12 protein-coding genes and 1 pseudogene are annotated in these 13,327 nt (G+C 55.7%); 8 read left to right on the top strand and 5 right to left on the bottom strand.

Translation table 11 applies throughout. The annotated features are described in order from the left end of the window. The first annotated feature begins 114 nt into the window (after positions 1 to 114). From ACR0DT_RS19275 to ACR0DT_RS19260, 4 genes are all read left to right on the top strand, one after another. On the top strand, positions 115 to 1,320 hold the full coding sequence (locus tag ACR0DT_RS19275) for a YcaO-like family protein (RefSeq protein WP_480712313.1): 1,206 nt from the start codon (positions 115 to 117) through the stop codon (positions 1,318 to 1,320). Then, entirely contained in the window at positions 1,317 to 2,627 is a 1,311-nt protein-coding gene (locus tag ACR0DT_RS19270) for a TfuA-like protein (protein WP_480712312.1), read from the top strand. Before ACR0DT_RS19275 ends, ACR0DT_RS19270 begins: the two co-directional genes overlap by 4 nt. A gap of 43 nt (positions 2,628 to 2,670) precedes the next feature. After that, the gene (locus ACR0DT_RS19265; protein ID WP_480712311.1) at positions 2,671 to 3,966 is read left to right on the top strand and encodes a gluzincin family metallopeptidase; all 1,296 of its coding nucleotides are present in this window, start codon (positions 2,671 to 2,673) and stop codon (positions 3,964 to 3,966) included. A 151-nt stretch (positions 3,967 to 4,117) separates the two neighbouring features. Beyond that, complete coding sequence (locus ACR0DT_RS19260; protein WP_480712310.1) at positions 4,118 to 4,972, top strand: hypothetical protein; 855 nt, start codon at positions 4,118 to 4,120, stop codon at positions 4,970 to 4,972. Between the two features lie 58 nt (positions 4,973 to 5,030). Here ACR0DT_RS19260 and ACR0DT_RS19255 read toward each other — a convergent pair whose 3' ends face one another. Next, positions 5,031 to 6,800 carry an adenylate/guanylate cyclase domain-containing protein gene (locus ACR0DT_RS19255; RefSeq protein WP_480712309.1) on the bottom strand — a complete coding sequence of 590 codons (1,770 nt, stop codon included), beginning with the start codon at positions 6,798 to 6,800 and terminating at the stop codon, positions 5,031 to 5,033. A 92-nt stretch (positions 6,801 to 6,892) separates the two neighbouring features. Further along, positions 6,893 to 7,537 (bottom strand): GNAT family N-acetyltransferase, encoded by a 645-nt coding sequence (locus ACR0DT_RS19250; RefSeq protein WP_480712308.1) that lies wholly within the window; start codon positions 7,535 to 7,537, stop codon positions 6,893 to 6,895. 138 nt (positions 7,538 to 7,675) lie between these two features. On the opposite strand from ACR0DT_RS19250, the pseudogene ACR0DT_RS19245 reads away from it, so the two are divergent. The 3 genes and pseudogenes from ACR0DT_RS19245 to ACR0DT_RS19235 all read left to right on the top strand — a co-directional run. Then, positions 7,676 to 7,865: pseudogene (locus ACR0DT_RS19245) on the top strand (aldehyde dehydrogenase (NADP(+))); the annotation flags it as partial. A 115-nt stretch (positions 7,866 to 7,980) separates the two neighbouring features. Beyond that, positions 7,981 to 8,211, top strand: coding sequence for an SDR family oxidoreductase (locus ACR0DT_RS19240; protein WP_480712324.1), 231 nt, complete (start codon positions 7,981 to 7,983; stop codon positions 8,209 to 8,211). A gap of 18 nt (positions 8,212 to 8,229) precedes the next feature. Then, a complete protein-coding gene (locus ACR0DT_RS19235; protein ID WP_480712307.1) occupies positions 8,230 to 9,072 on the top strand; it encodes a fumarylacetoacetate hydrolase family protein in 843 nt (280 codons plus the stop codon). 15 nt (positions 9,073 to 9,087) lie between these two features. Here the strand turns inward: ACR0DT_RS19235 and phnY are convergent, their stop codons facing one another. Next, positions 9,088 to 10,548 (bottom strand): phosphonoacetaldehyde dehydrogenase, encoded by a 1,461-nt coding sequence (gene phnY / locus ACR0DT_RS19230; protein ID WP_480712306.1) that lies wholly within the window; start codon positions 10,546 to 10,548, stop codon positions 9,088 to 9,090. 165 nt (positions 10,549 to 10,713) lie between these two features. Here phnY and ACR0DT_RS19225 point away from each other — a divergent pair, with 165 nt between their 5' ends. After that, the gene (locus tag ACR0DT_RS19225; RefSeq protein ID WP_480712305.1) at positions 10,714 to 11,388 is read left to right on the top strand and encodes a GntR family transcriptional regulator; all 675 of its coding nucleotides are present in this window, start codon (positions 10,714 to 10,716) and stop codon (positions 11,386 to 11,388) included. Positions 11,389 to 11,394: 6 nt separating this feature from the next. On the opposite strand, the gene ACR0DT_RS19220 is transcribed toward ACR0DT_RS19225, so the two are convergent. Then, entirely contained in the window at positions 11,395 to 12,351 is a 957-nt protein-coding gene (locus ACR0DT_RS19220; protein WP_480712304.1) for an ABC transporter ATP-binding protein, read from the bottom strand. Further along, complete coding sequence (locus tag ACR0DT_RS19215; protein WP_480712303.1) at positions 12,348 to 13,325, bottom strand: ABC transporter ATP-binding protein; 978 nt, start codon at positions 13,323 to 13,325, stop codon at positions 12,348 to 12,350. The genes ACR0DT_RS19220 and ACR0DT_RS19215 overlap by 4 nt, the downstream gene beginning before the upstream one ends. Positions 13,326 to 13,327: the final 2 nt, after the last annotated feature.

The following is a 13,327-nucleotide window of genomic DNA, read 5'->3' as shown; positions in this document are numbered from 1 at the left end:
TGAGCACCACAGCGGTTGACCGATAGGGTTCGATCCATCATCCTGCGTCGTAACAGACTGACCCGGCGAAGTTATTTTTACGTTGCGGTCAAATTTTTCAGCAAGGCCCGTAACATGCCAGATGGATCGCAGAAGCAATATGTGCTGGATACGCATCGGCTGCGCGACCCTGAGCAGACCTTGCAAATTGTTAAGCCATTTCTGAAAGACATGGGCATCACCCGGATTGCAAACCTGACGGGTTTAGACCGGATCGGTTTGCCCACAGTGATGGTCGCCCGACCCAATTCCCGATCAGTTGCGGTGTCTCTGGGCAAAGGGCTGTCACTGCGAGCGGCCGAGGCCTCGGGCGTGATGGAGGCAATTGAATCGTGGCATGCTGAACGGGTTCAACTGCCACAGCGTTTGGCCAGGTATGCCGAACTTGCCAATGAAACGGCGGTGGTCGACGTAGCGGGCTTGCCGTGTGTGACCGGTGGGCGGTTTGATCCGCATGCTAATATTCTGTGGGTGCAGGGACATGATCTGGCTGTCGGTCAGGCATGTTGGGTCCCGCTTGAAATGGTCGATACTGACTATACAAGTGCGCCAGTCGGTGGTCACGCTGCCTTTCCGCGCACCACCAACGGGTTGGCGTCGGGCAACAACGTGATTGAGGCCAGCTGTCACGCCATCTGCGAGTTGATCGAAAGGGATGCCACGACGCTGTGGCACCACCGCGCAGGAGCGCCCCGCCTTGATCCGGATAGTGTTGAGGATCCACGCTGCCGACAAGCCATCGGGATGATTACCGCGGCCGGGTTAGAGATCGGGTTGTGGAACACAACGTCGGATATCGGTATTGCCAGTTTCCGTTGTGTGATTTGCGAAGACGGTGGGCAACCCGGCCATATTGGCATCGGGGATGGCTGCCATCCGGACCGGGCGATCGCCCTACTGCGAGCCCTGACCGAGGCGGCACAAACACGGCTGACCTATATCTCGGGTGCGCGGGATGACCTGGACCCCGAGGAGTTCACCGATCAGGCCAAAACAGATCGGTGCAGCTATGTGCGTGATCTGATTGACAGTGCAGCCGCGGCTCAAAGCTTTGGCGATTGTCCGTCTCATGTCACCGGCTCCTTCGAAGAAGATTTGGAACTGCTGCTGCAGCGACTTGCAGCCGTGGACATCCGTCAGGTGGTAACACTCGATCTGTCGCGTCCTGAAATTGATATCGCCGTGATCCGCGCCGTGATCCCCGGGCTGGAAGCGCCACATGACGAACCGGATTATATTCCCGGTCCACGGGCACAGCGCGTAGTGGAAGGGTTGGCATGACAGCAGTTGTTTTTGTGGGCCCAACTCTGACGCCAAAGGCGGTGACCGAACGTCTGGACGCGACCATCTTGCCACCCGTCCGACAAGGTGATGTCTATCGTGTTGCGCGCGAAAAACCGACCGCAATCGGGATTATTGACGGGTTTTTCGAAGGGGTTCCTTCGGTCTGGCACAAGGAAATCCTCTGGGCGATGGAACAGGGCATTCCGGTCTTTGGCAGTGCAAGTATGGGGGCTTTGCGGGCGGCTGAACTGGCTGACTTCGGAATGATCGGTGTCGGGCAAATCTTCGAGGACTATTACAACGATGTCTTGCAGGATGACGATGAGGTCGCTGTGTTGCACAGCCCCGCTGAACTGGGGTTCAAACCACTCAGCGAACCGATGGTTTCGATCCGCGCAACCGTGAAACAAGCGCAGGCCGAAGGTGTCTTGCCACCAGACACAGCTACCGAGATGCTGCGCAGTTCTAAAACCATGCATTATAGCAAGCGTATCTGGTCAGATATCGTCTCTGCAGCACGGGAAATGCCCGGAATCTCTGAATTCTCTAGTTGGCTGCTAACGGGTCGTATCGACGCCAAGGCAGATGATGCCCTTGCCATGTTGATCCGCATGTCAGAGCATCTGGCCGAGGCGCCTCATCCCGTGCCCGAGGCGACGCGCACCGAACCCACCTTGATGTGGAAATCATTGCGCGCGCGCGTGGATGCTGAGGGCCCAACTGCCGACCGAGCGGTTGTCGACGAGTTGCGACTGACCCCTGCCCTGTACGCGCAATTGAAAGATCGCGCCGCACTGGCTCTGTTGTCGCGCGAGGATGCTACCAGACAGCATCACACTCCCGCGCGCGCTGATCTGATACGGCAGATGGACAATCACAGGGCGGCAGCGGGCCTTTCACGGCGGGCGGACCTGATGGAGTGGATCGAGGCGAATGGCTTGGATCCGGAAAGTTATGAAGCAATGTTGGCCGACGCGGTACGGATTGACGCTGCCATAGTGTCGCGTACTGGTAAGCTAGATGCACAATTGGTGTCAGAACTACGCCGAACCGACCAATATACCGAGTTCCGGGATCGGGCCGTCAGCAAGGCAAAGCAGGCCATCCCGGAAGGCTCATCCGGGGTGAATCGTCTACGTGTACTGATGTGGTATTTTGAATCTCGCCTTGACCAAGAGGTGCCTGATGATCTTGACTCTTACGCAATGGCGCTTGGTCTGACCGGGCGCGATGCGTTTTATGATCTGATAGAAGCCGAGTTTTTGTATTGCCAAAAAAGTGCCGACGCCGGAGCCGCCGAATAGCAGGCCGCCGGAATTGACCGGGCACGACACGGGAGGACGTTTTGTGAACTACCCCGAACAGACCGAAGACGAAGAACCCGGCACCCGATTTTTGCTGTATCCGCAGTCGCCCTTTCTGGAACCAGACGCCCCGCTGGAATTGATCGAGATATCCGCTCCTCAGGGCAGTATTGGTCCCGGACCGTCAGGGCCGCGCATGTACACGGTGAACCCAGTGGGGAAAACCACCCCCTATGGCGCGATCGTGCCGGGGCCGAATGGGCCGGGCATGTATCTGCCGCCCTGGGATGGGTATATTCATCCCCCCGCCATGCCGGATGAGCTCGGCAATTTCATCCATATTGACCCATCGGATCCGGCTTTCGAAGCCGCGCACCTGTACGGTTCGGCCCATTTCACCATGGATGTCTGGCAAGGGTATTTCGACCGTCCGATCCCGTGGCACTTCGCTCGGGATTTTGATCGATTGGAATTGTCGCTGCTTCCGAGCCTCGACAACGCGCATATCGGCTGGGGGTTTCTGGAAACCGGCGGCACGCATGAGCACGGGGATGAATACCGTCCCTACAGTCTGAACTTCGATGTGGTCGCGCATGAGATCGGGCACGCTATCATCTATAGCGTGATCGGGATGCCATCTGATGGGGATTCTTCGGGCGAGTATTACGGGTTTCATGAATCCGCCGCCGATCTGGTGGCCTTGCTGGCGTCACTACATTTCGGTTCGGTGGTAGACGATCTGCTCGAAAATACGCGGGGCAATCTCTATACTTTCAACCGCCTCAGCCGTTTTGCGGAACTGTCGGAAAACGCGCAGATCCGAATTGCTGCAAATGATCGGTCATTGTCGGAATTCGCCGCTGGTTGGTCCAGCGAACACGCCCTTTCCGAACCTCTGACCGGGGCAATGTTTGACGTTTTCGTCGATATCTATCACGAGCGATTGCTGCTGCACGGCTTGATCACCCCCGAAGAAGAGGAACTGTCCGATCAATTGGAAGGCACACCCGAGTACAGCCAGGTAATGCAGGGCATTTTTGACAAGCGATACACCCAGAACCCCGAGGGATTCCGCATTGCTTTGCTTGAGGCGCGCGACTATCTGGGCACCTACTTGGCCGACGCATGGGAAAGGCTGGACGCAGATATGCTGAGCTATTTCGGGGTTGAGAAAGCTCTGCTGACCGTCGACCAAGAGATCACGGGCGGCGCATTCCGTCGTATCATCGAGGGTAATTTCCGCATGCGTGACATCGGACTGACAACGGCCGGCCCACGTGTGCCAGACCCCGATGAAGACAGTCATTCACACTCAGTTCGCACGCAGGTGCCGGATTAATGCCTAAAATCCTTTATTTTTACAATGTTTTATGGCATGCAATCTTGGGATGATTTTTGGAACGTATTTGCTCGAATTATTTGTTCGAGTTCTTTTAAGGGGGGAGATGAGGGCTCTGACTCCATCGATCCCATAGTTGGGAGAATATGAGATGTCAGAATCCTTGCTCAGTTTTTCAGAAGTGTTGTTATTCGGCCGCGAGGTCAGAGACCTTGAAATCAAGCAAGTTAAAGTACGACTGGCAGACGAGATTGGTGCAACTGACAGTCTGCCGACAGGCATTACCCGAGTTGATGGGGTCAAGCTGCGTGACGGTGACCGGATTCTGATCCAAAAGGGTGACACTGAAAACAATGTCTCTGGAATTTATAAGGCCGTAAAACAAGCGGATGACACGTTCAATCTAGAGGACAGAAAGACAGTCGAACTAGATGCCAGTGTTTTTGTAAAGCGCGGCAAGGAGTTCAAACGCACATTTTGGGTCCAAAAGAAAGAGGCGCCCGAACAGCTGTTCAAAGAAAAACGCCAGCGTGGGCAGGGCGTTAACAACTTCATCGGTGACCAGTTTGGCGGCGATGCCCGTTTGGCACGTATTTACGGCTTTGCTTATGAAGGTACGTATTATGAGCTACCTGAACCGACGATTTTTCTGGTGCATGGTGAGGGCGATGATGCGGCGGCTGAAAGCGGCAGCAGCGGCGCTGATGCTCGTGCGCCCTTGGACCCATCGTTAAGCGGTGTCGCCGCAGCAGATTATCAGGTTTCGAACGGCGTAAAGGTCTGGAACTATGACAAGGCCGATTTCACCATCCGAATGGATGTGATGACGGGTCAGTTCGAACAGGTACTGTTGGATATCTATTTCGGCTTTGACAGCCCGGCGATCAGTGGCGCGAAAGTTTCAGGCGCCAAGGTAAGCGGGGCGAAAGTCTCGGGTGCCAAAGTCAGCGGCGCCAAGGTTAGCGGAGCAAAAGTCAGCGGCGCAAAAGCCCGCGGTGGCGATTGAGTCCGAACCTCTATCCAGCAAACAAGGGCGCGCAATGAACGCGCCCTTTTTCTGCCGATCAGAACCCGGCTTTTTTCAGACCTTCAACAAAATGCTGGGTGTCTTCTTCCAGCTTGTCCGGTTGAACAGTTTCCCAACGTGCCAATGAAAAGTTTGGGTGCGCCACACGATGTTTGTCCGCGATCTGGCGGGCCAAATCGATTTGGCCAAGCTGGGCATAGCTTGCGGCCAGCATCCGTTGACCCTCGGTTGGGTTGTTCATCTTGTTGACGACTTCGATGACATCGTCATACCGGCGTAGGTTGTAATACGCGCCCCCCAGATGCCACAGATATTGGTCCGGGAAATATGGGTTCAGGCGCATTGCCTGTTGGAGATGGGTGATTGCCGTTTCATTGTCACCGTAATGCGCCAGCGCGTCGGCAAAGTCTGAATGCATGTCTGCATCATTAGGGTTCAACGCCAAAGCCCGTTTGTAAGACTGCAGCGCGGCGTCATGTTCTTTGCGGTACAAGTGCACATATCCCAACTCACCAAATCCGCGCGCATCAGTCGGGTCCAGTTCGATGGCGCGTTGCGCGAAGGTCAGTGCCTGATCCAGGGCACTTGATGGATCCTCGGACCAGGAATAACGCCAGTCGATATTCATTGTTCGTGATAGGGCGGCGGCGGCACGCGCATAGCGCCCATCTCTTTCAAGTGCGTTCTGATAGAAGTTTTGCGCCTTCCGGTTGTCATTTCTGGTGTATTTAAAGATGTGATGCTGGCCTTGCAGCACAGCGCCATAGGCCTCAAGGTCGGACGGAATCGACTGGACCATCCGTTGCTTCTCATGTGACTCGATCATCACTGCGGTTGCCGCCACGATGCATTCGGTGACCTCGTCCAGAATGTCGAAGATATCGTCGATCTTGCGATCAAATCGCTCGCCCCAAATGGTGCGCTCGGTTGTGGCATCGATCAGTTCCGCCGTGATCCGAATACGGCTGGCCGAACGGCGCACACTGCCTCGCGCGATATATCGGACGTTCAGTTTTTGCGCAGCCTCTTTAGGGGGCATGCCCTGGGTCTTAAAGAAAAAGGACGAGTTCCGCGCGATCACGAACAAATTGCGGAACTTGGACAGATTCATGATGATGTCGTCGGTCAGCCCTTCGGCAATCCAACTGTCGGATTCATCCCCACCTTGGCTACTAAATGGCAGAATGGCCACCGAGGGCGTATCGGGGCGCTCCAGAAGGTTACCAGGCATGTCAGGCCGCATCGTTCCAGCCATGGTGGCGCCCGCAACCTCGCTGCGAACACAATAGGTCGAGATAGGCGAAAGGATATTCTTCAGGTGCTTGGGCCCAAGAAACTCATACCCGTAGCGCAGCCGATTGCACACCTGATCATAAACGGCGGAGCTGACGTAAACCCTTTCGGGTTCTGCAATTTCCTGAAGTCGCGCTGCTATATTTACGTTGTCGCCATGTATGCCGCGATCGTCGATTAGGATTTCGCCGAGATGAACACCGGCCCGAAAATTGATTCGTTGATTTTCGGCGCGATCCTGATTGTGCTGACTGGCGATGCGGTGCAGTTCGACACCGAATTCCACCGCGCTGGTGGCCGTTTCGAACAGGGCCAGAATACCGTCACCGCGCACCTCGACCACCCTGCCCTGAAAGCGCGCGCAGGTTTCTTCGAGTTGATAAATTAACGATTTCAAAGCGTTGTATGTATCCAACTCATTCTCGCTCATCAGACGAGAATACCCGACGACGTCGGCGAACAAAACTGCGCCCAGCTTCTGCGTTATGGAAGGGTTTGGACTCGTGGTGCTCACATTTATAACTCGTCTAAGGGGCTGCGCTCCAACCCAATTATCACCTTATAGCAAAATGGGCTTTTGCGCTCGGAGAGCAATAGCACACCCCGTTAGTCACACTTATCAACCTGTGGTGGCCAAGACCAGCTTGGACACCCGTTTGTCCCAAAGGTCACAACTGTTTCTGGGCTAGTCTCTTTTGCTAGGATCAAACGTTGGCTCATCCAGTCCTGTCTTAGAAGGCCGACCACGATCATGTCATGAAATGTCCCGTCTGCGTACCAGGCTTGTCGCATGCTCCCTTCGACCTGACATCCAAGCCTTTCCACCAGATCGCGACTGATATGATTATCCTGGCGGTAATACGATGTAAGCCGATTCAGACCAAGCTGACGGAATGCAAAATCTGCAACCAGCGCCGTTGCCCTGATTGCAAGTCCCAGCCTCCGCACCGATTTTTCGACAAACATGGCGATAACCGCATCCCGGTTCACCAGGGAAATCGCTTCGAGCCCGACAATTCCCAAGACCTTCCCGCTATCGGACTCGACGACGAACCAGCAATTCCCGTTATTGCCTCTGGCACTGAAAGCCTCGCGCCAGATGTCTTCAGTCTGGGCAAGGTTAAACGGAATCCGCGATGTGCGGTCAAACCTTCCGAGGTCCTCGATATCCTGAAACCAGGGTGTGATGACCTCCAGATCTGCCTTTTCAAGTGGACGCAGCTTGAATACGCTGTGGGGCTTGTCTGGCAATGGATCAACTACCTTTAACTAAAGTCGGAAAAATATACATCCCAGAGACTAACACACATATGCATTAAATATGAAATGAGAAAACAGCCGATCTGCGGATATGTACCGATGGCAGTGACCGCGCGGAATGCGGCCCGCCAGAAACAGGTGGGCCGGTTACTGGCCAATAGCTTTACCACTGGTGTCCAGGTCTGTGACAGCATGGTGGCCCGACCCAGCCTCGAGCAATTTCGGAGCATCTTCCGTTGGCAACCTGTCGACCCGGCGCTTTCTGCGCCCGGTTTACTATCAGAATATCCCCACTGACCTGCTACCAGAAAAACTGTGAGGGCCAATATGATCAACTTCCTGTCGTCGAAGCGATTGTCCGGTAAACTGCATTGATTACTGCTGTGAATCTGAGGATAGGACGGGCCTCGGTCGATCTGGAATAAGTTCCAAGCATCCGGTGCAACGCGATCTGCCCCCGCACGATCGACCGCCCCAACCTGCATAATCGGCTGCGCGCCACGAATGACAATGATCAAGCCATGACCGACTTCATTACGCGCCAACCAATGGGCCAGATCGGAACCGCCGAGGAAATGGCTGTGCTTGCACTTTATCTAGCCAGTGATGCGAGCAAATATACCATGGGACAGCCTTTTGCCAGCGACGGTGACTGGACCATCTGAATTGAAAAGGATCAGAATATGAAGCTGTTACGCTATGGACCTTCTGGCGCTGAAAAGCCCGGCATATTGGATGAAGGCGGTAAAATTCGTGATCTGTCGGAGGTCGCCGATGATATCTCGGGCCCGGTGCTAGGCGACGAGAGTCTGGCACGGCTGCGCGCGCTCGGTCTTGAATCGTTACCTGTTGTTGAAGGTGATCACCGTATCGGAGCTTGCGTGGGGAATGTTGGCAAATTCGTCTGTATCGGCCTGAACTATGCCGATCATGCAGCTGAAAGCGGTTTGGACCTGCCCGCCGAGCCGGTGGTCTTTTTCAAGGCAACCTCCGCGATCATGGGTCCGAACGACACGGTCGAAATCCCGCGCGGTTCGGTCAAAACCGATTGGGAGGTCGAGCTGGGCGTCGTTATTGGCAAGCACACCAAATACGTTTCCGAAGCCGAGGCTTTGGACCATGTGGCCGGGTATTGTGTGATCAATGATGTGTCCGAGCGTGATTTTCAGCTCCACCGCTCGGGTCAATGGGTCAAAGGTAAGTCATCCGACACGTTCGGCCCGATCGGACCTTGGCTGGTGACCCGGGATGAGATCGCCGATCCGCAGAAACTGCCCATGTATCTTGAGGTCAATGGGCACCGCTATCAGGATGGCTCAACCAACACGATGCATTTCAGCGTGGCAACGGTCATCTCACATCTGTCGCAGTTCATGTCGCTGCAGCCGGGGGATGTGATTTCAACTGGGACACCGCCGGGTGTTGGTATGGGACAGAACCCACAGGTCTATCTGAAACCCGGTGACAAAATCGAACTGGGTATCGAAGGGCTTGGGGTGCAGCGTCAGGACGTGGTGCAGGGCTGAGCCCATTTCTGGGCACTACTCCGGCCAGGGCAAGGAATAGGTCTTGACGTTGGTGAAGAACTTCATCGCCTCGATGACCCCTTCCTTGATCCCGTTGCCGCTGTCCTTGATGCCACCAAAAGGCGACATTTCGATCCGGTAACCGGGTTGTTCCCAGATGTTGCAGGTGCCGACATTCAAGCCATTGATATAGGCAATCGCGCGATTCAGATCGTTGGTACACACGCCCGAGGACAGGCCAAACGCGGTCCCGTTCGAGATTTCCATCACTCTGGCGTCATCATCCGGCACGCGGACAATGGGAATGATGGGGCCGAAAGTTTCCTCCATCACCAACTTGCTGGTATGTGGAACCTTGTCGACAACTATCGGCGGCAAAAGCGCGCCCTGACGACCGGGGTGATAAAGTATTTCCGCGCCTTCATCCTGAGCCATGTAAACACGTTTTTCGAACAGTTCCGCGGCCTCGGCATGGATCACGCAGCCCAGTTGCGTTTCCGGGTCCTGCGGATCGCCAAAGCGAATGGACCTGGCCTTTTCAAGAACTAGCGGCACGAATTTCTCTGCAACGCTGTCCTGCACGAGAATACGTTTGATCGCGGTACAACGCTGACCGGAATTGCCCGTGGCTCCTGCCACGGCAATGGCGGCTGCCTTGTCCAGATCGGCGTCGCCTAGGTCGTTCAGAACGATAAGAGGATCGTTGCCACCCAGCTCAAGCGCCTGACGTTTGAAACCTGCTTTTTCAGCAATCATCTTGCCGACAGACACCCCGCCGGTGAAGGTGATGATATCGATGTGTTCATTGGTGACCATCTCATCGCCAATATCCTTCGGCCAGCCGGTGACCACCTGGAACATCTCGGGCGGCAACCCTGCCTCGTACAGGATATCAGCCAGCGTCAGCGCCGTCAGAGGGGTCAATTCGGTTGGTTTGCAGACCATGCAATTGTTGGTGGCAATTGACGGAGCAATCTTGTGGCTAACCATGTTCAGCGGATGGTTGAAGGGCGTGATCGCGCTGATGGCTCTGACTGGCTCACGTTTGGTGAAAATCTTCCGTTCTTTGCCGTTATGGGTCAGATCGCACGAGAATAGCTCACCATCATCCTTCAGCGCCTCAGCAGCGGCGAATTGAAAGACATCCTGCGCCCGCTTGGTTTCGTAAATCGCGTGCTGGTGGCAGATGCCCAGTTCCAGCGTTAGCCATTTCGCCAGATAATCGCGTTTTTCACCGATCAACTCGCCAGCACGCTGCAGAATTTGGCTGCGCTCGTACCGGGTCAGCTTTGGGGTATAGTTCGCGGCGATCTCGAAAGCATTGCGCGCATGTTCGGCAGTGCCCGCGGGCACCGTGCCAATAACCTCGTCGGTATAGGGATAGCGCACAGGCACCGTGGCCTCGGTGAAAACGATCTGCCCCCCGATGCGCATGCCTTCGGTGCGGATGTCGAACGGGTTCATGATTTTGTTCATACTCCAGTGCTGTCAGGAAAACCTTTCTGTTGCCAGTGAATTTCGCACATATAATTGCCGGGAGTCTGTGCGACACCTAATTGTTATCCTTTTCGCAAGGGGCTTGGAAATCAGTCAGTCATTTTGTATTTTGGATACAAGTTTCCAACACCCGAGACGAACCGTATGCCCAGAACGCGCGCGATCCCCCGACAAAGCTTGCCCGACGTCATCACAAACGATCTGCGTGAGCGGATTCTGAGTGGTGAAATGGCCGAAGGCGAAACCATTCGGCAAGAGGCCTTGGCTGAGGACTACGACGTCTCGCGCATGCCGATCCGCGAGGCGTTGAAGCGGCTGGACGCCGAGGGCCTCGTACAATTAACCAACAACCGAGGCGCGGCGGTCACGTCGCATTCTCTGTCCGAGATCGGTGAAATTTTCGACCTGCGTGTCTTGCTGGAGGTTGACCTGTTCAAACGTGCCATTAAGCAGATGACCACAGCCGACTTCGCTGAATGCGAGCGGATTCTGGATGAGATGGAAAAGTCCTATGACGCCTATGATGTTGGCCGGTGGGGCAGTCTGAACAATGAATATCACATGGCGCTCTATGCGGCCGCCAGTCGTGGGTTGAGCAACGAAATCCTGCAGCGAGTCAACGTGCAGTCCGACCGTTACGTCCGCATGCATCTAAGCGTTATGGAACAGCGCGAACCGGCCAAGAAAGACCACCGCGAGCTGCTATCTCTGGCCCGGGCCGGTCAGGTTGAAGACGCATGTGACCTGCTGACCCGGCACATTCAACGCACCAAGGAACAATTGCTGACCATGATTACCACCACGCGCAAAGGCGAATAGGTGCGGTCATTCCAGCGGGTGCAGACATGCCACCTGATGCGTGTCACCGCTCAATTCGGGCGGTGCGGCGCGGCATTCTTCGGTAGCCAGCCAACACCGCTGAGCAAAGGCACAGCCCTTGGGGATATTCATCGGTGATGGCAATTCGCCTTCGAGCTTGATCCGCTCTTTACGCGCTTCGGGATCAGCACGTGGGGTCGTCGACAGTAGTGCCTTAGAATAGGGATGCCGGGGGGCAGCAAACAGCATCTCCTTCGGGGCTTTTTCAACTGCACGGCCCAGATACATGACGATCACATCATCGGCAAAATGCTTCACCACCGACAAGTCGTGCGAGATGAACAGATAGGCAAGATTCAAACGCTCTTGCAACTCGACCAAAAGGTTCAGAATCTGCGATTGAATCGACACATCCAACGCCGAGACCGGCTCGTCCAACACCAGCACCTTAGGGTTCAGCATTAGCGCGCGGGCAATGGCGATGCGCTGACGTTGGCCGCCCGAGAACATGTGCGGATAGCGGTCGTAATGTTCGGGCCTCAAACCAACAAGATCGATCATTTCACGCGCGCGGGCCTCACGATCAGCGGCGGACATTTCGGGGCGGTTGATGATCAGCGGTTCCTGCAGGATCTGCCCGATCCGCTGGCGCGGATTGAGCGAACCATAAGGGTCCTGAAACACGATCTGCACGGTTTCGCGCATTTGCGCCCATTTTGATGGTGTGATGTCTACGCCATCAATGGTCAGGCTGCCCGAGGTCGGTTCCTCGATCATCGTTACCACCCGCGCCAGAGTAGACTTCCCGCAGCCGGACTCACCGACAATGGCAAGTGTCTTGCCGGCTTGCAGGTCGAAATCCACCCCCGATAGGGCTTTGACCGTTGCCGGCTTCGACAGCAACCCGCCTTTGACGGTATAGAATCTGGCCAATGCGCTAGCCTGAACGATGGGGGTGGTCATGCCAGTTCTCCGGCGGTTATCTTTTCAACATAATGGCAACGAGCCTTGCCAAACTCCGCACTGTGCGGGGTTGGCGGTAGAGATCGGCAGAGGTCGTCCGCATATTGGCATCTGGGGCTGAACAGGCAGCCTTTGGGCCGGTCAAACTGGCCGGGCACCACACCAGGAATGGTCGGCAGCAGTTTCGAGGTCGCGCGTTCTGGCAATGCACTCAGCAAAGCCGCCGTGTAGGGGTGGCGCGGGGTGCGGAACAGATCTTTGACCGGCTGTTCCTCGACCTTTTGGCCGGCATATTGCACCTGTACCCGTTCGGCTGTCTCAGCGACCACGCCCATATCGTGCGTGATCAGCACTAGCCCCATCCCCTGTTCGTCACGCAGTCGAACCAGCAGGTCCAGAATCTGCGCCTGAATGGTCACGTCCAGCGCCGTTGTCGGTTCATCCGCGATCAGCAGTTTGGGAGTGCAGGCGATGGCCATGGCGATCATAACGCGCTGATTCATCCCGCCCGACATCTGGTGCGGGAATGTGTTCAGGCGGCTTTCGGGGGCCGGGATGCCTACCTGATCAAACAGTTCGATGGCACGCTGGTGGCGTTCTTTACGGTTCAGGCCCAGATGGATGCGCAGGGCTTCCTTGATCTGGAAACCCACCGTGAAGCAGGGATTGAGCGACGACATCGGCTCCTGAAAGATCATCGCGATGTCTTTGCCAATGATCTTGCGCCGGTCACGGGCTGAGATTTTGGTGAGGTCGATACCCTCAAAACTCAATTGATCGGCGGTGATCGTCGCGGTCCAGGGCAGCAGGCCCATCAACGCCAACATCGACACAGATTTGCCCGAGCCGCTTTCGCCGACGATGGCCATAAGCTCACCCCTGTCGACGGACAGGTCGACGCCATCCACGGCGCGAAACTTGCCCGAAGCGGTGGCGAATTCGACAGTGAGGTTTCGGATGTCCAACAGGCTCATGT

This window comes from Ruegeria sp. BI11, assembly GCF_056538005.1.
This window is presented reverse-complemented; position numbering and strand designations above follow the sequence as displayed.

What these genes read in the sequence shown, in the direction of transcription:
- ACR0DT_RS19275 (WP_480712313.1), top strand. Translation starts at nt 115, where the DNA reads ATGCCAGATGGATCGCAGAAGCAATATGTGCTGGATACGCATCGGCTG.
- ACR0DT_RS19270 (WP_480712312.1), top strand. Translation starts at nt 1,317, where the DNA reads ATGACAGCAGTTGTTTTTGTGGGCCCAACTCTGACGCCAAAGGCGGTG.
- ACR0DT_RS19260 (WP_480712310.1), top strand. Translation starts at nt 4,118, where the DNA reads ATGTCAGAATCCTTGCTCAGTTTTTCAGAAGTGTTGTTATTCGGCCGC.
- ACR0DT_RS19235 (WP_480712307.1), top strand. Translation starts at nt 8,230, where the DNA reads ATGAAGCTGTTACGCTATGGACCTTCTGGCGCTGAAAAGCCCGGCATA.
- phnY (WP_480712306.1), bottom strand. Translation starts at nt 10,548, where the DNA reads ATGAACAAAATCATGAACCCGTTCGACATCCGCACCGAAGGCATGCGC.
- ACR0DT_RS19225 (WP_480712305.1), top strand. Translation starts at nt 10,714, where the DNA reads ATGCCCAGAACGCGCGCGATCCCCCGACAAAGCTTGCCCGACGTCATC.
- ACR0DT_RS19220 (WP_480712304.1), bottom strand. Translation starts at nt 12,351, where the DNA reads ATGACCACCCCCATCGTTCAGGCTAGCGCATTGGCCAGATTCTATACC.
- ACR0DT_RS19215 (WP_480712303.1), bottom strand. Translation starts at nt 13,325, where the DNA reads ATGAGCCTGTTGGACATCCGAAACCTCACTGTCGAATTCGCCACCGCT.